This is a genomic window from Reyranella sp. CPCC 100927 (assembly GCF_007859315.1).
Classification (GTDB): domain Bacteria; phylum Pseudomonadota; class Alphaproteobacteria; order Reyranellales; family Reyranellaceae; genus Vineibacter.
The window spans coordinates 272209-292131 of sequence record NZ_VOHA01000005.1 but is presented as its reverse complement, the minus strand read 5'-3'; the positions used below and the strand labels follow the sequence as shown (position 1 = coordinate 292131).

General features: G+C 65.7%; 21 protein-coding genes. 7 read left to right on the top strand and 14 right to left on the bottom strand.

Annotated features, from left to right (window positions below; translation table 11 throughout):
* Positions 1–3: 3 nt before the first annotated feature.
* A complete protein-coding gene (locus FQU96_RS16830; protein ID WP_146542452.1) occupies positions 4–1140 on the bottom strand; it encodes an alanine racemase in 1137 nt (378 codons plus the stop codon).
* A gap of 65 nt (positions 1141–1205) precedes the next feature.
* On the opposite strand from FQU96_RS16830, the gene FQU96_RS16825 reads away from it, so the two are divergent.
* Entirely contained in the window at positions 1206–1736 is a 531-nt protein-coding gene (locus FQU96_RS16825; RefSeq protein WP_146542451.1) for a hypothetical protein, read from the top strand.
* Between the two features lie 50 nt (positions 1737–1786).
* Here FQU96_RS16825 and FQU96_RS16820 read toward each other — a convergent pair whose 3' ends face one another.
* Both FQU96_RS16820 and FQU96_RS16815 read right to left on the bottom strand, forming a co-directional pair.
* The gene (locus FQU96_RS16820) at positions 1787–2800 is read right to left on the bottom strand and encodes a hydroxyacid dehydrogenase (protein WP_255468385.1); all 1014 of its coding nucleotides are present in this window, start codon (positions 2798–2800) and stop codon (positions 1787–1789) included.
* A gap of 109 nt (positions 2801–2909) precedes the next feature.
* On the bottom strand, positions 2910–3569 hold the full coding sequence (locus FQU96_RS16815) for an NUDIX domain-containing protein (RefSeq protein WP_255468384.1): 660 nt from the start codon (positions 3567–3569) through the stop codon (positions 2910–2912).
* A gap of 226 nt (positions 3570–3795) precedes the next feature.
* On the opposite strand from FQU96_RS16815, the gene FQU96_RS16810 reads away from it, so the two are divergent.
* The 5 genes from FQU96_RS16810 (at position 3796) to FQU96_RS16790 (ending at position 7962) form a co-directional block, all read left to right on the top strand.
* Entirely contained in the window at positions 3796–4830 is a 1035-nt protein-coding gene (locus FQU96_RS16810) for an SPFH domain-containing protein (protein WP_146542448.1), read from the top strand.
* Positions 4831–4861: 31 nt separating this feature from the next.
* On the top strand, positions 4862–5797 hold the full coding sequence (locus FQU96_RS16805) for a sugar kinase (protein ID WP_146542447.1): 936 nt from the start codon (positions 4862–4864) through the stop codon (positions 5795–5797).
* Positions 5798–5947: 150 nt separating this feature from the next.
* Positions 5948–6352: a hypothetical protein gene (locus FQU96_RS16800; RefSeq protein WP_146542446.1), complete on the top strand. Its 405-nt coding sequence runs from the start codon at positions 5948–5950 to the stop codon at positions 6350–6352.
* 27 nt (positions 6353–6379) lie between these two features.
* Positions 6380–7420, top strand: coding sequence for an OmpA family protein (locus tag FQU96_RS16795; protein ID WP_146542445.1), 1041 nt, complete (start codon positions 6380–6382; stop codon positions 7418–7420).
* A gap of 104 nt (positions 7421–7524) precedes the next feature.
* Positions 7525–7962: a hypothetical protein gene (locus FQU96_RS16790; RefSeq protein ID WP_146542444.1), complete on the top strand. Its 438-nt coding sequence runs from the start codon at positions 7525–7527 to the stop codon at positions 7960–7962.
* A 32-nt stretch (positions 7963–7994) separates the two neighbouring features.
* On the opposite strand, the gene mazG is transcribed toward FQU96_RS16790, so the two are convergent.
* A complete protein-coding gene (mazG, locus tag FQU96_RS16785) occupies positions 7995–8831 on the bottom strand; it encodes a nucleoside triphosphate pyrophosphohydrolase (RefSeq protein ID WP_255468383.1) in 837 nt (278 codons plus the stop codon).
* A gap of 337 nt (positions 8832–9168) precedes the next feature.
* On the opposite strand from mazG, the gene FQU96_RS16780 reads away from it, so the two are divergent.
* Positions 9169–9831 (top strand): hypothetical protein, encoded by a 663-nt coding sequence (locus FQU96_RS16780; protein ID WP_146542443.1) that lies wholly within the window; start codon positions 9169–9171, stop codon positions 9829–9831.
* A 34-nt stretch (positions 9832–9865) separates the two neighbouring features.
* On the opposite strand, the gene FQU96_RS16775 is transcribed toward FQU96_RS16780, so the two are convergent.
* From FQU96_RS16775 to FQU96_RS16730, 10 genes are all read right to left on the bottom strand, one after another.
* Positions 9866–10612 carry a lysozyme inhibitor LprI family protein gene (locus tag FQU96_RS16775; protein WP_218574749.1) on the bottom strand — a complete coding sequence of 249 codons (747 nt, stop codon included), beginning with the start codon at positions 10610–10612 and terminating at the stop codon, positions 9866–9868.
* Between the two features lie 178 nt (positions 10613–10790).
* Positions 10791–11513: a hypothetical protein gene (locus FQU96_RS16770; protein ID WP_146542441.1), complete on the bottom strand. Its 723-nt coding sequence runs from the start codon at positions 11511–11513 to the stop codon at positions 10791–10793.
* 5 nt (positions 11514–11518) lie between these two features.
* Positions 11519–12289 (bottom strand): MBL fold metallo-hydrolase, encoded by a 771-nt coding sequence (locus FQU96_RS16765; protein ID WP_146542440.1) that lies wholly within the window; start codon positions 12287–12289, stop codon positions 11519–11521.
* Positions 12290–12357: 68 nt separating this feature from the next.
* Positions 12358–13149 (bottom strand): TatD family hydrolase, encoded by a 792-nt coding sequence (locus FQU96_RS16760; protein WP_146542439.1) that lies wholly within the window; start codon positions 13147–13149, stop codon positions 12358–12360.
* Position 13150: 1 nt separating this feature from the next.
* Positions 13151–14725 (bottom strand): methionine--tRNA ligase, encoded by a 1575-nt coding sequence (gene metG, locus FQU96_RS16755; RefSeq protein WP_146542438.1) that lies wholly within the window; start codon positions 14723–14725, stop codon positions 13151–13153.
* Positions 14726–14767: 42 nt separating this feature from the next.
* Positions 14768–15871 carry a DNA polymerase III subunit delta' gene (locus FQU96_RS16750; protein WP_146542437.1) on the bottom strand — a complete coding sequence of 368 codons (1104 nt, stop codon included), beginning with the start codon at positions 15869–15871 and terminating at the stop codon, positions 14768–14770.
* Positions 15872–15904: 33 nt separating this feature from the next.
* Entirely contained in the window at positions 15905–16543 is a 639-nt protein-coding gene (gene tmk, locus FQU96_RS16745; RefSeq protein WP_146542436.1) for a dTMP kinase, read from the bottom strand.
* Positions 16544–16548: 5 nt separating this feature from the next.
* Positions 16549–17814, bottom strand: a complete 1266-nt coding sequence (locus FQU96_RS16740; protein WP_218574747.1) for a D-alanyl-D-alanine carboxypeptidase family protein — start codon at positions 17812–17814, stop codon at positions 16549–16551.
* Between the two features lie 17 nt (positions 17815–17831).
* The gene (locus FQU96_RS16735) at positions 17832–18719 is read right to left on the bottom strand and encodes a septal ring lytic transglycosylase RlpA family protein (protein ID WP_178130548.1); all 888 of its coding nucleotides are present in this window, start codon (positions 18717–18719) and stop codon (positions 17832–17834) included.
* Between the two features lie 105 nt (positions 18720–18824).
* Positions 18825–19748 (bottom strand): LysR family transcriptional regulator, encoded by a 924-nt coding sequence (locus FQU96_RS16730; protein ID WP_178130547.1) that lies wholly within the window; start codon positions 19746–19748, stop codon positions 18825–18827.
* Positions 19749–19923 lie beyond the last annotated feature (175 nt).

Below are 19923 nucleotides of genomic sequence, written 5' to 3'. Positions count from 1 at the left end.
GTCTCACCAGCCGTTGATACGGTCGTATGTGGCCACGACGGTACGCCCGTCGCTCTCCTCGCTGTCGACCACATGATAGCGGTCATAGGCAGCGGCGGTGATGCAGGCGTGGTTGGGCCAGACGCGGACACGGCTGCCGATCGGCAGCTTGTCATAGGGCAGCGGCGCGTCGGCTTGTACGAAGCCGTGCTCCTGCGAGCAGGCGATGACGGCGAGGTCCTTGACCGGCGCGTCCTTGATGAAACCGTAACCGGCCTTGGGCATGAACTCCTGGGCGCTGATGTCCTTGCTCAGCGCCAGTGCCCCGGCATCGATCAGGAGCTGGTTGCGATGGGGATAGTGCCCGATCACCGACGCCATCACCGACAGCGCGATATCGCCGTCGCCGCAAGAGCCGATGCCGGCCTGGTCCAGGTCGTTGAACACGAAGACACCAGGCCGCATCTCCGTGAGTCCCTCGAAGCTGCGTGCGTGCATGGCCGTGGGTGTCGAGCCGGCGCTGACGATGGGGCAGGGGATACCGGCGTCACGCAGCTGCGTCGCCGCTGCGACCACGGCCTGCCGCTCCTGCTCGGCGACCCGGGCAATGCCGTCCGGCGTGTTCTCGTGGTACGAGTGGCCGCCATGCGTCATGACGCCGGCCAGTTCGACATTGGCGCCGCCGGTCAGCACGCGTGCGATCGGCACGAGATGCGACAGGTCGGGATAGGGCAGCCCGGCACGCCCACCGCCGCTGTCGATTTCGATAAAAACGGAGAAGTCGTCGCCCCCTTTGGCGGCGTCGGCGATCGCCTTCGCCACCGTCATATTGTCGGTGACGACACGCAGGTTTACACCCTGGCGCCGCAGCGCACTGACCGCCGGCAGTTTGGATGGCACGATGCCGACGCCATAGAGGATGTCCTTGAAGCCGCCGCCGGCGAAGTACTTCGCCTCGGCCAGCGTCGAGACCGTGATGCGGCCGTCGAACGCGGCGGTCGCCAAGCGGCCGACGTCGACGGACTTGGCGGTCTTGAGGTGTGGCCGCAGCTGCAGCCCGGCGGGCTTCAGGCGGTCGGTCATCCGTCGGACATTGCGCCGCAGGACGGCGCGGTCGAGGATGAGGCACGGTGTCGGCAGAGTGTCGAGCGTATCGGTCATGCCGGCATTCCGCCATGCCGCGCCGTGGCAGTGCAAACGAAAAGCGTCCCGGCCGGAGGATAGGCATGCCGATCGAAAACGAACGCAAACTGGTGCTGCGCGATCCCGCCGGCCGGCTGGAACAGGCGTTGGCGGTGGCCTGCCCGCCCTGGACGCGCCGGGCCATTCGACAGGCCTATCTCGACGCGCCAGGACTGCGCATTCGTCGATTCGAGAGCGCAGCCGACATCGAGCATATCTTCTCCTTCAAACGGCCGGTGAATGGCGAGATGGTCGAGATCGAAACGGCCATGTCGGCTGTCGATTTCGAGCGTCTATGGACCCTGCGCCGCGAGTCTCTTGAGAAAGTGCGGTTCCACCTGGATGCTGGCGATTGCGGCTGGGACGTCGATTTCTTCAAGACCGACGGTGCGACCTATTTCGCGCTGGCCGAGGTCGAAATGCCGGAGGGGCGGATCGACCCACCACCGCCGCCTGCCATCCTGGCACCGTCAATCATCCTGCTGGTGCCGCGCGGCGATGAACGGTTCGCCTCCAAGAAGCTCGCCGACCCGGCCTATGCTGCGCAACTCAACCAGACGCTCGCGGCCGTCTAGGCTCCAGGCGTCATAATTCTTGTTTGGAGAGCAACTCCCGACATTGTGGCCTAGCCGAGAACCCGGGCGCGACGCTTTTCTACTTCTGGCCAGACCGCGGGATTGATCAGTCGCGGCGGACGTCCTCCGGACAGGAGGCCGGCGATCTGATCTGCGGCGATCGTCGCGATGTTGCGGCGGCCTTCGTGAGTGACGCCGGCAACATGGAAGGTGGCGAAAACGTTGTCCATTGCCAGCAGGGGGTGGTCAAGTGCGGGAGGCTCCTGGTCCCACACATCCAGGCCCGCGCCGGCCAGGTGACCTGACTGCAGGGCCTCAATCAGCGCCGCTTCGTCGTGGATGCCGCCGCGTGCCGTGGTGATGAAGACTGACCCTTTCTTCATGCGGCCGAAGGCGTCGGCGTTCATCAGCTTCAACGTACCGGCATCGCGCGGACAGTGCAGCGATACGAAGTCGGACTGCGCGAGCAGTTCGTCGAAAGACACCGCCCGCGCACCGCGCCGCACGATTTCCTTGGCCGACAGAAACGGATCGGTGGCGATCACCTCCATGCCAAAGGCACGGGCGAGCTCGGCAACCCGCTTGCCGACGTACCCGATGCCCACCAGGCCCACGGTCTTGCCGTTGATCTCGCGTCCCATCACCTCTTCGCGCGCATACCCGATCTCGCGGCGCATGCGACGGTCACATTCAAGCATCCTGCGCGAAACACCGAGCATGAGGCCCAGAGTATGCTCGGCAACGGAAACCGCGTTGCCGCCGGCCTGATTGACCACGGCGATGCCGGCCGCGGTGCAGGCGGCCACATCGACAGTGTCGTAGCCGGCGCCGCCTGACGAGACGCAGAGCAAGTTGGGGCAGCGCGCGACGAGATCGGCGCCTGCGAACCATTCCCTCGGCAATTCGTCCTTGGCGGCCGAGACGTGGTAGACATGGGCGTCTGACAGGATGTCCCAAATGGCGGCGGGATTGCCGCGAACCGGAAAGACTCGCACGGACACATCCGCTTCGCGCGACAGCCGCGCATCAAAGGCAGCGTCGATCCAGAGATCCGAGCGGACCACGCGTTTGTTAGCAGCCATCGAGACCGGCTCCGGGGGCTAGATTATTCCGTTGAACGTTTTGTGGATCATGAGAGCAGGCGATGCAACCGCGCCTGCGTGTCTCGACGGGTCAGATCGTGCGGTCGAAGAACACCGTGCGGTGGCCCGGTTTGATCCGCCAGAGTTGCGCCGGGCGGTTGCTGGCGGGACGCCGTTCGCCTTCAACCGGCTCCAGGAAATCGACCTCGGCGATCCGCTTGCGGAATGCCGACTTGTCGAGCTTGCGCCCCAGCAGCTGTTCGTAGACCCGCTGCAGGTCGGGCAGGGTGAATTTCACCGGCAGCAGATGGACCGGCAGCGTGGTGTACTCGACCTTGGCGCGCACGCGCGCGATGGCGCCGGCCAGGATCCGCGCATGGTCGAAGGCCAGATTGGGCGCCACCGACGTGCCGACCACGGGCCACCAGGCGGCGGCATCGGCATTGCGTCCGTGCCGGGGCTCCAGTTGATCAGAGGCGATCAAAGCCACGTAGGCAACGGTCGCCGACCACCCGCGCGGGTCGCGGCGGGGATCTCCGTAGCTTTCCAGCTGCTCCAGATAGGGCGTTTCGATGCCGGTCTTGTCCAGCAGCACGCGGCGCGCCGCGCCCTCCAACGAAATGTCGTCCTGGCGGATGAAGCCACCGGGTAGCGCCCAACGACCGGTATGCGGCGGCTCGGCGCGGCGCATCAGCAGCGCCTGCAGGGCGTCGTCCCGCACGGTGAGGATCGCCACGTCAACGGTCAGCAAGGGGCGCTCGGCAGGCGGCGGAACCGGTCCGGCGCCAGATTTCTGCTGTCGGGAGGTCATTGGGCGAGGTCGTTTTTCCTGGGTTCCAGTCGCGGACGCGCCTTAGATGGTATTATCTACGAACTTATATGTGAATATATATTAACTTCGTTGAAAATACCACTAAGCCTCTTATGTTGAGGGCATGGAAGGCGGCCGCGTGGTCGTCGCTCGACAGGAGGCTTCGATGTTCGGCGTCCGGTTCCTCAAGACCCAGCCGACCCAGTATGTGATCCGTTACCGTGACGGGCAGCGCGTGCGCGCCGGCACCGGGCTTTCCTTCTTCTATTTCGCGCCGTCGACGTCGCTGGTGGTCGTGCCGACCGCCAGCAGCGATGCGCCGTTCATCTTCGAGGAGACGACGGCGGACTGGCAGGCGGTGACGATCCAGGGCCAGCTGACCTGGCGCATCGGCGAGCCGGAACGCATCGCCGAGGTGATGGATTTTACCCTCAATGCCAGCGGCCGCTACGCCTCGGAAGATCCGCAGAAGCTGCCGCAGCGCTTGCAGGATCGCCTGCAGGCATCGATCAAGACCGAGATCCAGGCGCTGCCACTGCGCGAGGCGTTGACGGCCGGCGACTCGCTGGTGGCACGGGTCGGCGCCGGCCTGGGCAATGATCCCGTCATCACAGCGCTGGGGTTGGAGATCCTCGGCTTCTCCATCCTCGCGATCCGACCCAAGCCCGAAACGGCACGGGCCCTGGAGGCGGAGGTGCGCGAGGATCTGCTCAAGCGCGCGGACGAGGCGATCTATGCCCGCCGCAATGCCGCCGTGGAGCAGGAGCGTGCGATCAAGGAGAACGAGTTGCGCACCGAGATCGCGGTTGAAGCCAAGAAGCGTGAGATCCGCGAAGTGCAGATGGAGGCGGAGCAGGCGGTCCAGGCCAAGCGCCAGGAAATCGCCGAGGCCGAGATGAGCGGCAAGATCACGCTGGAAGAGAAGAACGGCCGGCTGGTCGAACTGGCCACCGCCAATATGCGCCAGGAGGGCGAAGCGAAGGCCCACGGCGTGGCGGCCCTCATGCGGGCGGCGGCCAGCGTCGATCCGCGGGTGCTGGAAGCGCTCGCCACAGCGGGCATGCGGCCGGACCAGATGATCGCCGCCGCGTTCCGCGATCTGGCCGGCAATGCCGACAAGATCGGCCAGCTCAACATTTCGCCCGAACTGCTGGGTGAACTGCTGAACCGGCGCGCACCGCCGGCGCGCAAGGCGTCTTAGGGCGCGGCAGGGCAGGGAACAGGAGGCCGCCATGGCCACGGAAGACCGCCGCATCGTGCTGGTCACGCGCCCGACCCGGCTCGACGACCTCGTCGCGCGCTTCAATACCGAGCGGCAGGCACAGTTCTATGTCGAGCGCCTGGGCACTGATTTCGGCGATTACCTCGCCGAACACGGCCGCTACCACGCGGCCGTGGCGCAGACCACCACGGCACTGGCCGATGTCGGCCGCGTGCAGCGGCTGGAGCGCAGATTCCTGCCCAACTTCGTCTTCGGCCCGCACGACCTGATCGTCGTGCTGGGCCAGGATGGCCTGGTTGCCAACACGCTGAAGTACCTCGACACCCAATCGGTGGTGGGTGTGAACCCCGATCCGGCGCGCTGGGACGGCGTGCTGTTGCCGTTCACGGCTGCCGACGTCGGCGCGATCGCCGGCGAAGCGCTCGCCGGTCGACGGCCGATCCGGCAGGTGGTGATGGCACAGGCCAGCCTCAACACCGGCCAGACATTGTACGGCGTCAACGACCTCTTCATCGGACCGCGTTCGCACACGTCGGCGCGCTACACCATCCGCTTGGGCGATCACGAAGAGACACAGTCGTCGAGCGGCGTCATCGTCTCGACCGGGTTGGGCTCCAGCGGCTGGCTGAAGAGCGTCTATGCCGGCTGGCGCGCGACCACGCGCGTATTGTTACCGGCCGACGACGTGGCTGAACCGTCGCCGGCATTCCCGTGGGATGCCGAGCGCCTGCACTTTGCGGTGCGCGAGCCGTTCCCCAGCCGCACCACGTCCGCGTCCATCGTGTTCGGCCGCCTGGAGGCACCGGCCACATTGACCCTGGTTTCGCAGACGCCGGAGAACGGTGTGATCTTCAGCGACGGCATCGAAGCCGACTATCTCGAGTTCAACAGCGGCGTCCGCGCCGAGATCGGCGTCGCCGACAAGCGTGGCCACCTCGTGGTCTGATCGCCGTCTCCCTGCAGCGCGGCGCTTCGCTGCAGACCGGCGCCGTCACGCGCGCCATATGACTTTCGGCACTATGAGGCTGTTCCCGCGACCGATAGACATTAGCGAGCGCTCAGTAAGCGCGGGCTCCCGTGCGCAGGAGGCGTTGTCATGCGTATGTTCGTAGTGGTCGTGACCATCCTGTTCAGCCTGCCGGCGCAAGCCGCCGACGAGTGCGCCGAGATCAGCCGCCTGTATCGCAACGCCCAGGTTGGCATCCTCGCGGCGCGCCTCGATCTCCATATGCAGCGCCTGGCGCCGCAGCAAACGGTCGCCTGGACCGCCATGGTGTCGGCACAGGCGACGCTCAGCCATGTCATCGGCTTCGCCCAGATGCACGGCTGCAAGCTGCCGCCGCCGAAATATCCCAGCGGCGTCGTGACCGAGGCCGAGGACCGTGCCTGCGGCCGCGAGATGTCAAAGGAAGCCGACAAGCCGCAGAAGCGCACGGTCCGCGAGGTCCCGGAGTGCGCTCACTACGTTGCGGCCGCGCAGGCGATTCGCGAGGGTAAATAGCCCGACAGCGGGCGGGGGAGGGAAGTCATGCGATCCGTGGTTAGGGGCGTTCTGCGTCATGCCCTGATCGTTGCTGTCGTGGGTCTACCCATGGCGATCGGCACCGCTGTGGCGCAGCCGAACATTCCGATCACGCGTGACCTGGCTGGTGCCAAGGATCATCCGCTGGTGCCGCGATATGAAGGCTCTTTCATCATCGGCTACAAGACCGACCGCTTCGCCGAGGTCGATATTCCGCTGAGCCCGTCGACCCAGATCAGCGGCACGCGCCGCTTCGAGAAGATCGATGCGGTCGAGGGGGCGCGCACGCGCCTCCTCTACGTCACGCCGCTGGAACGCACATCGCTGGAAGTCATGCGCAACTACAAGGACGCCCTGGTCGCCGCCGGGTTCGAGCCGCTGTGGGAATGCAGCCGCGATCGTTGCGGCGATGCGATCGAACGGCCGTTCTACGAATTCAATGACGGTCGACGGCTGACCACCGACCAGGTCATGGCGCACGCCTATTCGGCCAACATCACCGATCAGCGGCTGCTGGTAATGCGGCTGGCCCGGCCGCAGGGCGGGTTGGTCCATGTCATCGTTTTCACGGCGTTCCAGGACAATGTCGCCAACAAAGCGGCCAGCAATCGGGTCGCTGTTTTCGTGGACGTTGTCGAAAGCGGCACCATGGAAAAGCGCATGGTGACGGTGCAAGCACCGGAGATGGCGACCAACATCGGTCGCGACGGCAGGCAGGCGATCTACGGCATCTATTTCGATTTCGACAAGGCCGATATCAAGGCCGAATCGAAGCCACAGCTCGATGAAATGGCCAAGCTGCTGCAGGCCAACGCCAACCTCAAGGTCTACATCGTCGGCCATACCGACAATCAGGGCACGCTGGAATACAATGTCAGCCTCTCGCAGCGGCGTGCCGACGCTGTCGTGCGGTCGTTGGCCGGCCAGTACGGGATCGCCGCGGCGCGCCTGACCGCCCGCGGCATGGGCCCGCTGGCGCCGATCACCGCCAATACCACGGATGAGGGACGCGCCAAGAACCGACGAGTCGAACTAGTCCAGCAATGACCTGATGCTGCCTGTCTTGTGCTTGTCACATCGTGGCGTTTCGATGGGCCTGCGCAACGGCGCAGGTTGGGGAGCAGGCAATGCGGGGGAAGGCGACGTCCGCCATGGCGCGATCAAGCCTGGTCGCGGCCGTGTTGCTGGTCGGCCTGCTCGCGTGGTTGCTGCGCGGCCAGTCGGTAGCCGACACCCTGCAGCGCTGGGCACTGCCCGGAACGTGGGCTGCCGACTGCGATCAGCCCGCCAGTGACGCCGCGCCCCACATGCGGTTGGTCCTGCGCCCGGGCGGTGGCGCGACATGGGAGCGCCTGCCGAGCCCCGGCAGTGCCGCAGTCGTGACCGGTGCGACCATCGCTTCCGATGGGACGATCACGTTGACGATCGAAATGGCGCCGGCGCAGAGCCGCACGGTCAGCTTGCAGCGATCGGGCGACCGGATCCGATCGTTGTCCGATCGTGTCGCCGGTAACGAGTACAGCGTCCGCGACGGACGCTTTATCCGTGATGGCCGCGAGACGCCCTGGCAAATCCGCTGCGACGGTTAGCCAGGAATCCTACTCTCGGCTTAAATGGGACTTCAGCGCTCAGCTTCGGCAGCCTTGGCCTCCTGCCACAGCGCTTCCATTTCCTCGAGGGTGGCGGCTTCCGGCGATCGGTTGTCCGCCTGCAACCGGTTTTCGATATGGCGGAAGCGGCGCTCGAATTTGGCGTTGGTTGCGCGCAAGGCAGCCTCTGGGTCGATCTTGAGGTGGCGCGCCAGGTTGGCCACCGCGAACAGCACGTCGCCGACCTCGTCCTGCAGCCGCTCGCGTGATGCCTGGGCAGCGACCTCGACCCTCAGTTCGCCGATCTCTTCTTCGATCTTGTCGATGACGGGCCCTGCGGCACCCCAGTCGAACCCGACGCGGGCGGCGCGCTTCTGTAACTTCTCGGCGCGGGCGAGGGCGGGCAGGGCGATCGCCACGCCATCAAGCACGCTCGCCGGTCCCGGGTTGTTGCCGTCGCTTCCCTTGGCGGCCTGACGGGCGCTGCGTTCGACGGCCTTGATTTGCTCCCAGACGCCGCTCTGGTGTTCATCACCCTCGACCGTGGTATCGCCGAACACGTGTGGATGCCGTTTTACCATTTTATCTGCAATGGCTTGGGCAACATCTTTAAAGTCGAAAGCGCCCTCTTCCTCGGCCATGCGGGCGTGATAGACCACCTGGAGCAACAGGTCGCCCAGTTCCTCGCGCAGATCGGCGCGGTCGCCCCGCTGGATGGCATCGGCAACTTCGTACGCTTCTTCAAGCGTGTATGGCGCGATGCTGGCAAAGTCCTGCTTCAGGTCCCATGGACACCCGTGCACCGGGTGACGCAACCACGCCATGACCGCCAGCAGGCGCTGCAGCGGATCGGGCGGCAGGTCGCTCACGGTAGGTTTGTCGGCGGGCTTCTTCGGGGAAAAACTCACATCGTCGCCTACGGTTGTCGGCCGACATTGATGTCGGTCGAGGGCTGCAGCAGACCCATATAGTGAGGTACCGTCAGCGCGGACGGAAGATGCCGGATGTGGACAAGCAAGCCTCGATACTGATTGATGCCGGCCCGCGCGCGGCGATGGACGGCATCGGTCTCGCGCACTTGCCGGTCTACGTCACCGGCTCGCATGTCGACTCTGGTGCGCTACAGGCGGTGCTGAGCGAATTCGATGTCGGTCATGGTATGAGACGGGCAACAACAAGGGTAGGGGGCAGATGCGGTTGCGGACAGTGGTTGTCCTGCTGGGCGCGATGGCGGTGGCAGGTTGCGTAGCGGCGGAGCAGTTCGAGATCGTCCGGGTACGCCGGGATATCCGTCGGGTGGCTGCAGCGCAGAATGAGTGCTTCGATGCCATCAAAGCCGATCCGGCCTTTCGTGGCTTGAGCGGCAAGTCTGTCTGGGCGGGCCGTGAGCCACCGCCGGCTGTTCTGGCGAACAACAACAAGCCGACACAGGATGACGTGCTGCTGTTGTTCATGCGTCGCGGGGCAAGCCAGGCGTGTCGAAAGCAGGAATTGGAGGCGATGGAGGGCGTCCATCCGTCCTTTGGCGGCGAGTTCGTTGAATACTTCACTGGTGCAGACGGTCTGTTTCTGCAGTTGGTGACGGGCCAGGTATCCTGGGGCGAGAATGCCCGCCGCATTGCCCAAATTGCCGCTGCTGCTAACGACAGGGTCAAAGCGCTCCCCGGCGTGATCGGCAAACAGGTCAACACTGGCAGTTGGTATACCTACGAAGCCCAAGAGCGGCAACGCGTCTCGGCTTTGTTCCCGGCGTGGACCGCCGTACAGGAGCAAATCGAGGTACAACGACAGGCACTGGCGCCCTCGACACGGTCCACGATCATGCGTTGCCAGTACGTCGGCGGGCGCACGCTCCAATGCGCTTATTGACCGGACGCGGCGTTCTACCAGGCCCAGGTCACTCTCATTTCCGACTGCTGTCGTGGGAGGGATCGCGCAGCGGGTAGGTGAGGTCGGTCAGGCAAGCGCGCAGCCACGGTCCATCCTCGTCCGGGCCCACCTCGGCGTCGATTTTCGGTAGGGACGGGGTAAGTACGGTGTCCTTGGGCCGGGTGTTCCAGCGCGGTCGGTCGCCAGGGCTGCCTGGACACACCGTTTCGCCTTCGAAGCCGCCGACGGAGCAAGTCGCGATCACCTTGGGCTTGCCGTCCACGACGTCGGCCACGAACCGTTTCTCGTAAACACTTCCCGTGGCCCAGTACGCATCCACCACACATACGCGGTCATTGTGCTGGTACTGGCGGCGAGCGAAGCAGCCGTAAACATAGCTCTCCTGCACGGGCAGGAAGTCGCAGCTGGTCTCGAAGCCCGCAAACGGGCCGCCGGTATAGCGAGCAGCAAATTTGCGTTGTCCCTGCGCAATGGCGACCAGCGGACGTTCGGCCAGCGCCTGGGTACGGTCCTGCATCGCCGACAGCATGACGGTGCGCTGCCTGTCCTTGTCCGCCGAGGCCAGCCTGCGATCGAAAAGCCTGTCGCGCTGCGCCAGCCAACGCTTCTGGCCGTCGATCAGCATGGTGCGGATGTCGGCGTCGTTCGCCGTCTTGAGAAGCCTTGCGTAAGCGTCTCCCATGGCTGCATCCGCGGCCCGAAGCTGCCGGTCGCTGCAGATTGCGTGCTCAACGGGGGCAGAGGCCTGTCTGCAGTCCATCGCGAATCCCGCCGGCGCAGCGAGCAGGCTCCTGGCAATGGTTACAAGGGTGCCAGTCGTAGTTTTCTTTCTTATCAACATGAAACTCCGAAAAGCTCACTTTGTAGATCAGAGTCCAACATGATTGTCGTATAATATATATTATGGAAAATAAAATATAATGGCGTAATGGTAATGCTTAATAGTCTTTCTTCCAGGTTATGGTTCGGCCAGTCGCCATAAGTGCCAGCAACGGCAGGAATTCTTGTGCTTTGGACATTGGCGTGCCGAATGTCATCAGGACAGCCCGCTTGGGGTTCTGCGGGTTCGGCGTAATCAGGTCCAGGATGGCGCGCGGCTCGCGGTCGCCCTTGCGGGCTGGCACGTTGTTGAACACGCCCAGGACCTGCCCATCCGGCAAGGTCCGGCTCGAGGCCTGGATCGCTGGGAAACGCGACCGGAGGCCTCCCGCCTTGATCTCCATGTACTTCTCCAGGTCGGGCACGCCTTCGTAGGCCAGGTCGACGCGCCAGACGATGATCCGCACCGACCGGTCCGGGTTGAAGATCGCCAGACGCTCGTTGTCCTCGATGGCGTGCCAGCCCAGCGGCACCTTCTGGTCGATGGATACCGCCTTGGACCGGATCAGTCCGTAGCCCTCGGCCGCTGAGATGGACAGCAGATCGACCAGTGTTTCGGCCGTGGCGCTGGTCCATTCGCGGTTGATGCGATCGGCGGTGTCCTGCAGGCTCTTGGCGTCGGTCGACCGCGCGAAGAGCTTGAACGTCGAATCACCAGGGTCGAGCCCGGATCCTTGAGGCTGCGGCTGGGCCTGGACCGGCGTCGCCAGAAGCAGCGCTCCGACAATCCCAGCCCCGCCGATTATTTTCCATAACACATTTGACCGGAGTGCATTCAGCATCGGCTTCAAGCCTCGATCACCATGCCGTCATAGGCCGGTTCGACATGCGGCGGCACCCGATGCCGGACCTCATCATAGTCCATGTCGACATGCATGTTGGTCAGGATCGCCCGCCGCGGCCGGATGCGCTCGATCCACGACAAGGTCAGATCGAGGTGCGCGTGCGTGGGATGCGGCGTGTAGCGCATGGCGTCGATGATCAGCGTATCGACTCCTTCCATCGCCGCAAAGGCCGCCTCGTCGAGCTTCACCACATCGTTGGCATACGCGATCGATCCGAACCGGAAGCCCAGCGACATGATGCTGCCGTGGTGCTGATAGAACGGCGTCACGGCGATGCCGGCGACCTCGAACGGGCCGTCGATCAGGCAGGCACGGTACAGCGCCGTGTAGAAGCTGCCGCGTGCCGTCTCGAAGCAGTAGCCGAAGCGCTGCTTCAGCACATTCAAGGTGCGGGTATCGCCCCACCCTTCCACCGGCCCGTGACGCAGGGTGAGTGCCCGCAGATCGTCGATGCCGTGGGTCTGGTCGGCATGATCGTGCGTCCACAGGACGGCATCGATGCGGGTGACGCGGGCATCGATGAGCTGATCCCGCAGGTCGGGCGCCGTATCGACCAGAAGGGTCTTGTCCTGGTCCTGGACGAGGATCGAGCAGCGCCGGCGGCGGTTCTTGGGATTGGCCGGATTGCAGGCACCCCAGTCGCCGCTGCCGTCCTTGCCGCCGATGCGTGGCACGCCGCCGGACGTGCCGCAGCCGAGAATGGTTACGCGCATGCTGTTACTTTCATGACTCGCCAGGTGAATGCGGAGCATTCACCTGTATTCACCCTGAAGCACATGGCTCAGGCCGCCAGGACGTTGCGATCCGCCTTGGTGAAGAGGCGGAAGAAATTGTCGGTCGTGGCCTGTTCGAGCTCGGCCATCGAGACGCCCTTGAGCTCGGCGACCTTGGCGGCGGTGTGGGCGACGAAGGCGGGTTCGTTGCGCTTGCCACGCTTGGGCACCGGCGCGAGGTAAGGCGCATCGGTCTCGACCAGCAGGCGGTCGAGCGGGATGTCGCGCACGATGCCGCGCAGCGCCTCGGCCGCTTTGAACGTGACGATGCCCGAGATCGAGATCGACATCCCGAGCTCGAGGGCCGCCTGCGCCACCACCGGTCCCGAGCTGAAACAGTGGATCAGGCCGGTAAAGGCGCCCCGCGCCATTTCCGCGCGCAGGATCGCCGCCGTGTCGTCGTCAGCATCGCGGGTGTGCACGATCAGCGGCAGGCCGCTCTCGCGCGCCGCCGCGATATGGGCACGGAAGCTCGCGGCCTGCTCATCACGCGGGCTGTGCTCATAGAAATAATCGAGGCCGGTCTCGCCGATGCCGACCACCTTTGGATGCTGCGCGAGCGCGACCAGGCGATCAGGCGTGCGCTGCCCCTCCTCCTTCGCTTCGTGCGGATGCACGCCGACGCTGCACCAGATGTTGGCGTGGCGCTCGGCAACGGCGCGCACCTTGTCGAAGGAGTCCAGGCGCGTGCCGATGGTGAGCATGGCGGCGATGCCGGCGTCGCGCGCACGCGTCACGACGGCATCCTCTTCGGCCGCCAGCTCTGGAAAGTCGAGGTGGCAGTGGCTGTCGATCAGCATGTCACGCCTTCTTCGCCGGCCGCGCCGGCTTGGCCGGTGCCTCCGGATCGACGAAGCGCGGGAACACGCCCTCCGGCGCCGGCAGCGGCGTACCGCTGATCAATGCCTGGTCCATGGAGGTCAACGCGCGGGCTTGGGCCGGCACGGCAAGCTGGTCCAGGATCGTGGCCGTCGAAGTTGGCATGAAGGGCTGCACCAGCAGCGTGATGCGCCGGATTGTCTCGGCCAGTACCCACAGCACGGTGTCGCGCCGCGCCGGATCGGTCTTGCCCAGCGCCCATGGCGCCTGCGCATCGACGTAGCGGTTGGCATCGCCGATCACTTCCCAGATGGTGATCAGCGCGTCGTGGAAGGCCTGTTCGCCCAGCTGCGTGCGCACCTGCGGCAGGAGCGCCGCGGCGCGGTCGAGCAGCGCCGTGTCGACGGCCTGCAATGGTCCCGCTGTCGGCACCACGGCGCCGCAGTTCTTGTTGATCATCGACAGCACGCGCTGGCAGAGGTTGCCGTAGGTGTTGGCGAGATCGGAATCCATGCGCTGCACAATGGCGCGCTTCTGGAAATCGCCGTCGTTGCCGAACGGCACTTCGCGCAGCAGGAAGTAGCGCGTCTGGTCGAGGCCGTAGGTGTCGACCAGCGCCGCCGGCGCCACGACATTGCCCAGCGACTTGGACATCTTCTGGCCTTCGATCGTCCACCATCCGTGCGCGAAGACACGCTTGGGCGGCGCGACGCCGGCGGCCATCAGGAACGCGGGCCAGTAGACGGCGTGGAAGCGCACGATGTCCTTGCCCACCATGTGAAGGTCAGCCGGCCAATATCTGGCGTTGGGCGCGTTCGGATCGGGGTAGCCGGTCTCGGTGATGTAGTTGGTGAGCGCGTCGAGCCACACGTACATGATGTGCGCCGGATCATTGGGCACCGGCACGCCCCACTTGAACGTGGTGCGTGATACCGAGAGATCCTGCAGGCCGCTCCTGACGAAGCTGATCACTTCGTTGCGCCGGCTCTCCGGCGCGATGAAGCGCGGGTTCTGTTCGTAGAACGCCAGCAGCCGGTCCTGCCATGCCGACAGGCGGAAGAAGTAGCTCGCCTCCTCCACCCACTCGACATCGGCGCCCGTCGCGGTGGCGCGGCGCTTGCCGTCCGGCCCGACCTCGGTTTCCGACTCCACGAAATAGGTTTCGTCGCGCACCGAATACCAGCCGGCGTATTTGCCGAGGTAGAGGTCGCCCGCCGCCACCAGCTTCTCCCACAGCGCCTGGCAGGTGCGGTAGTGCCGCGGCTCGGTGGTGCGGATGAAGTTGTCCGGGCTGTAGCCCATCTTGGGCACGAGATCGCGGAACGACTGGCTCACCTTGTCGGTGAACGCCTGCGGCGTCATGCCGGCCAGGGTCGCTGCCTTCTCCACCTTCTGGCCGTGCTCGTCGGTGCCGGTGAGGAAGTGCACATCGTAACCGTCGAGCCGCATGAAGCGGGCCATCACGTCGCACGCCAGCGATGTGTAGGCGTGACCGATATGGGGCACATCGTTCACGTAGTAGATCGGCGTCGTGATGTAGTACGTCTTCCCGCTCATGGCTCTACGCTCTGCCTCAGTTCCCAGTCATCCCGAGCATGATCAGCGGGTCACCGCCTGCAGGGCGAGAAAGCTGCCGAGCACCACCTGCTTGCGATCCAGATTGACGGCATCGGCGCGGGCGAACAGGTGGGCGACCTTCTCCCATACCTGCATCCAGCGATCAAGGCCGGCTGCCGCCAGCAGTTTCTCGCGTAAACCCTCCTCGCGCGCGACCAGGGCGGCTGCGCGCCCTTCGCCGGCGGCGCCGTGACGGATCAATGACGTCAGCCACCAGTCGAGCAGGAAAGCGACGGTGCGATAGTCACTCTCGCCCTCCTCGGTGCGCCGCGCCACGCGATCGGCAAACGCATGCGCCGCCGCGACGTCGAGCGAGGGCAGACCGCTCAGCAGGTCGATCATGTTGCGGTACAGTTCCAGGCCGCCGGCGCGTCCCAGCGCCAGCGCGCGTCCGACGCTGCCGTCGGCCAGCCGCGCCAGTGCCGCACGCTCGTCCGCCGCCATGCCTGGCAGATAGTCGTCCATCAGCGACACCACCGTGTCGTTGGCCAGCGCCTGCAGGTTCAGGCGTCGGCAGCGGGAGCGAATCGTGGGCAGCAGCCGGCCCGGCGCGTGCGCCACCAGCAGCAGCACGGCGCGCGCCGGCGGCTCTTCCAGGATCTTCAGCACCGCGTTGGCGGCGTTGCGGTTCATCTCATCGGCGGCATCGATGATGGCCACCCGCCAGCCGCCCTCGGCCGGCGTCAAACGCATGAACTGGCCCAGCTCGCGTACGTCCTCGACGACGATCTCGGTGCGCAGCCGGCCGCGGTCGCTGACGCTGCGCTCCACGACCCGCAGATCGGCATGCCCGCCCGCAGCGACACGATGCGCGTTGGGCGCAGCCAGGTCGGTCTCGATCGACGTCGGCCCGCCGAACAGCCCGCCGCCTGTGTCCCCCGCCAACAGGAAGCGCGCGAAGCGGTGGGCCAGCGTCGCCTTGCCGATGCCCCGTGCGCCGGTGATCAACCACGCATGCGGCAGCTTGCCGGACGTGAAGGCGCCCAACAGCGTCGCCTCGGCTGCTTCATGTCCGACCAGCCGCGCATTGAGTCGCGGCGCCGGCCACGGCGGCGGCGCCTCTTCCTTTTCTGGCCGCTTGGCCATTCGACATCCTTCTCCCGCGCTCCAGGGTGAAAACTACCCCACGCCCAGCCGCTGCGTCACGGCCTGCAGCACGCGATCGCGCACGGTCTCGATCGGCGCATCGGCGTCGATGAGTACACAGCGCTGCGGTTCGGCGGCAGCGATGGCACGAAAGCCGTCACGTACGCGTTGATGGAAGACCTGGCCCAGGCTTTCGAACCGGTGCTCCGTACCATGACGCACGGCGGCACGGGCGAGGCCGGTCTCGACCGGCAGGTCGAGGATCAGCGTGAGGTCGGGAGCGAAGTCGCCGACGGCCAGCTGATAGAGCGCCTCGATGCGCTCATGCGCGAAACCGTGACCGTAGCCCTGGTAGGCGCGGGTCGAATCGGCGAAGCGATCGCTGATCACCCATTGGCCGCGGGCCAGCGCCGGCCGGATGGTGCGCTCCAGGTGATCGCGGCGCGCCGCGAACATCAACAAGGCCTCGGTCGTACCGTCCCAGGCATCGCCCGGTCCTTCGACCAGCAGCTTGCGGATCAGTTCGGCGCCCGGTGAGCCACCCGGCTCGCGGGTCATGGCGACATCGATACCTTGGCGGCGCAAGTGGTCGGCCAGGAAGCGGATCTGTGTCGATTTACCCGCGCCCTCGCCGCCTTCCAGGGTGATGAACCTGCCGTTTGTTCCGGCCATCGGTGTCAGGACATCCAGCCGAACAGGTAGTGCTTGAGCACGCTGAAGGCGCGACCCACCGGGCCCAGCCGCGGCACGTCAGCACCGGCATAGAGTGGGATCTCGACCGGGGGCGACGCCGGGGCCGCTTGCACGATCGCCTTGCCGATCGGATCACCCTTGCGGACGGGGGCCTGCACCGGGCCGGCGTACTCGACCTTCACGCGGACGCCGGCTTCCTGGCCGATCGGCACAGTGGCGGCCACGGGCTTGGCTGCCACCAGCGGGACCTTGCCCACCTCGCCGAGCCAGACATCGGCATGTGCCACGGTTTCACCGGCACGGAACGCGACCTTGTTGCTGTACTCGCGGAACCCCCACTCCATCAGGCGCGCCGATTCGCTGGCGCGTGACCGCATGTCGGGCAGGCCGTTCACCACCAGGATCAACCGGCGCCCTTCACGGATGGTCGACGCGGTGAGGCCGTAGCCGGCGTCCTCCGAATGACCGGTCTTCAGCCCATCGGTACCCAGCGTCATACCCAGCAGGCGGTTGCGGTTTTCCTGGCGAATATTGTTCCAGGTGAACTCGGTCAGCGCGTAGTAGCGGTAGTACTCGGGGAAATCCTCGATCGTGTGCCTGGCCAGGATCGCCAGGTCGCGCGCGGTGACGTACATGCCTTCCGTCGGCCAGCCGCTGGCGTTCTTGAACACAGAGCCGGTCATGCCCAGTTCGCGCGCCCGTTTGGTCATGCGCGCGGCAAACGCCTCTTCCGTTCCCGACAGGCCCTCGGCCAGCACGACACAGGCATCGTTGCCCGACAGCGTGATCACGCCCTTGACCAGGTCGTCGACCGAGATCTCGGAGTTGATCTCGACGAACATGCGCGAGCCGCCCATGCTGCGCGCCTTTTCGCTGACGCGGAACTTGGTGTCCGGCCGCAGGCGGCCCGCCTTCAGTTCCTCGAAGACGATGTAGACGGTCATCATCTTGGCCATCGAGGACGGCAGCATCGGCTTGTCGGCGTCCTTGAACAGCAGGACGGCGTCGGTCGTCGCGTCGATCAGATAGGCGAAGCGCGCCAGAGTACCGATGCCGACCTGGGATGGCGGCAGTGCCTCCAGCGGCGGGCCGGCCTTGGATGAACCACCGGCGCCCTTGTGACCTGCCGGTGCCCGCGGTTTGGTCGCCGGTTTGGCTTGTGCCTCTTGCTGAGCCTCAGCGGTCACCGGTGCCGCAATGCTCAACGCCAGCATCAGGGCCGCCAGTAGCATGGGCAGACGATGCAGCATGAAGATCCTCCGCTGGCCTAGTCCGTGACGACCCGGCTGTCGTTGTGGCCGGCGCGCTGCATGGCGCCGCGCACGTTGTAGGCCTCGTCCGGGCTGCCGTAAGGGCCGACGCGGACACGATAGACCGCAACGCCGCTGGGGCCGGTGACCTGCCCGATCGATGCGTCGCCGAAACGCGACAGTGATGCCCGCAACCGCTCGGCATTGTCCAGGCTGGCAAACGCGCCGGCCTGGACGAAATAGCCGCCACCGGTCGCCGGTGGCGTCGCGACGACCGGCACGAATGCCGCTGTCGGCGCTGGCGCGGTTGCCTGCACGAAAGCCGGTTCCGGCGGTGGTGGCGGTTCAGCCACGGGCATCGGCGGTGGCGGCGGTGCGGCGGCGACCATGACCGGCGCCGACTGTGCCGGCAGGCGCTGGATCGCCGCCAGCTGGTCGGCGGCACTGCCACCGTTGACCGCGATGTCCTTCACGACCCGGCTTTCGCGTTCCATGAGTTCGACCCGCACCGGGACCACGCCGGCACGTGTCATATCAAGCTGTTCGGCGGCCGCTTTGGAGAGATCCAGGATGCGCCCGCTGGCGAACGGTCCGCGGTCGTTGATCCGCACCACGGCGGTCCGGCCGTTGCTGAGGTTGGTAACGCGCACGATGCTGGGCATCGGCAGCGTTCGGTGCGCCGCCGATGGCAGGTTCTGGTTGTACGGCTCCCCGTTGGCTGTGCTGTTGCCGTGGAAGCCGGGTCCGTACCATGAGGCTTGGCCGGTCTCGGAATATGACCAGTCTTCGGACGGCCGGTAGGTCCGGCCGGCAATCGTATAGGGATTGCCGACCTTGTAGCTGCCGCGGCTGGTGTCGGGCGCACCACCGCGGCTGGCGCAGCCGCCCAGCGCGAGCGCCAACAAGACCGGTACCACCAGTAGCCGCGCAGAGGGGGACTGCGGGCAACGAGATATAGTGTTCATTACCCGCTTTTTACCACGCTATGGGGCCTGTCGGCGAGTCCAGCCTCAGCCCGGTCGAACGGCGCGGATCTCCGCCGTCAGGTCGTCGAGTTGCCGGACCAGTTCGGTCGCCAGCACATGGATATGCGGTGCGGACGCGCGGCTGCGGTGAACGAACAGGCCGATCTCGCTGCTGGCCAGACCCGGTTCACCCAGGGGTACGCACACCAACTCGCCGCGCCGGATCTCGTCGACAAAGCCAGTCGGTGTGAAAAAACCGATGCCCAGACCGGAGGTCATCGCGGCCTTCATGACCGTGAGCGAATTGGACAGGATACGGGCGTTGAACTGGGCGCCGCTGTGAATGAACTCGCTTTCCGACACTGCATCCAGCAGCCACGGATCGTTCAGCATCACCACCGGGTAGTCGGCGCACTGCGTGAGCGTCAGGGTACCGGCTGGTGCCAGGGGATGGTCGGGCCGCATGATGGCCCCCAGCGCGGTGCGCAACCGGGCGATGACCTCATAGCTGCGCTGGCGCTTGTCGATGAACAGCAGCGCCACGTCGGGCCGGCCGGCCCGCATCTCCTCTACATGCTCGGCCGGGTCGGCGTCGATGACGCGAAACACGATGTGGGGATGGTGCGCGGCAACCGCTTCGATCGCGCGCGGCACGACGCGCACCAGCAGTGACGGAATCGCCACGACACGCACCTCGCCATGCACGTCCCCCTTCAGCGCCGCGATATCGTTGCAGGTGCGCTGCCAGTCGGACAGGGTATGCCGGGCGTGTCGCAGCAATTGCTCGCCGGCGGCCGTCAGGCGAACGCCGTTGCCGCGTCGCTCGAACAACGCGGTGCCCATTTCGTCTTCCAGCTTCAAGATCTGGCGGTTGACCGCCGATGAGGCGACGTTCAGGGCCGCCGCGGCGCGCCGGATCGAGCCCAGACGGGCGACCGTATCAAGGTAGCGCAGCACCACCGCGTGCATGGCCGGTCCCTCCCCCTGACGGCTCCAGTGCTGCCGAAAAGGCATCACCTCGCGCGAAAATCTCTTCTTCCGATGTTCGGCGAACCGTTCCTAAAGTCAACAATCCGCAAGCGGGTAATCGGCCGAAAACAAGGGAAACAGCGGCGATTGGCACGCTTTCGGCAAGGAAGCCCGG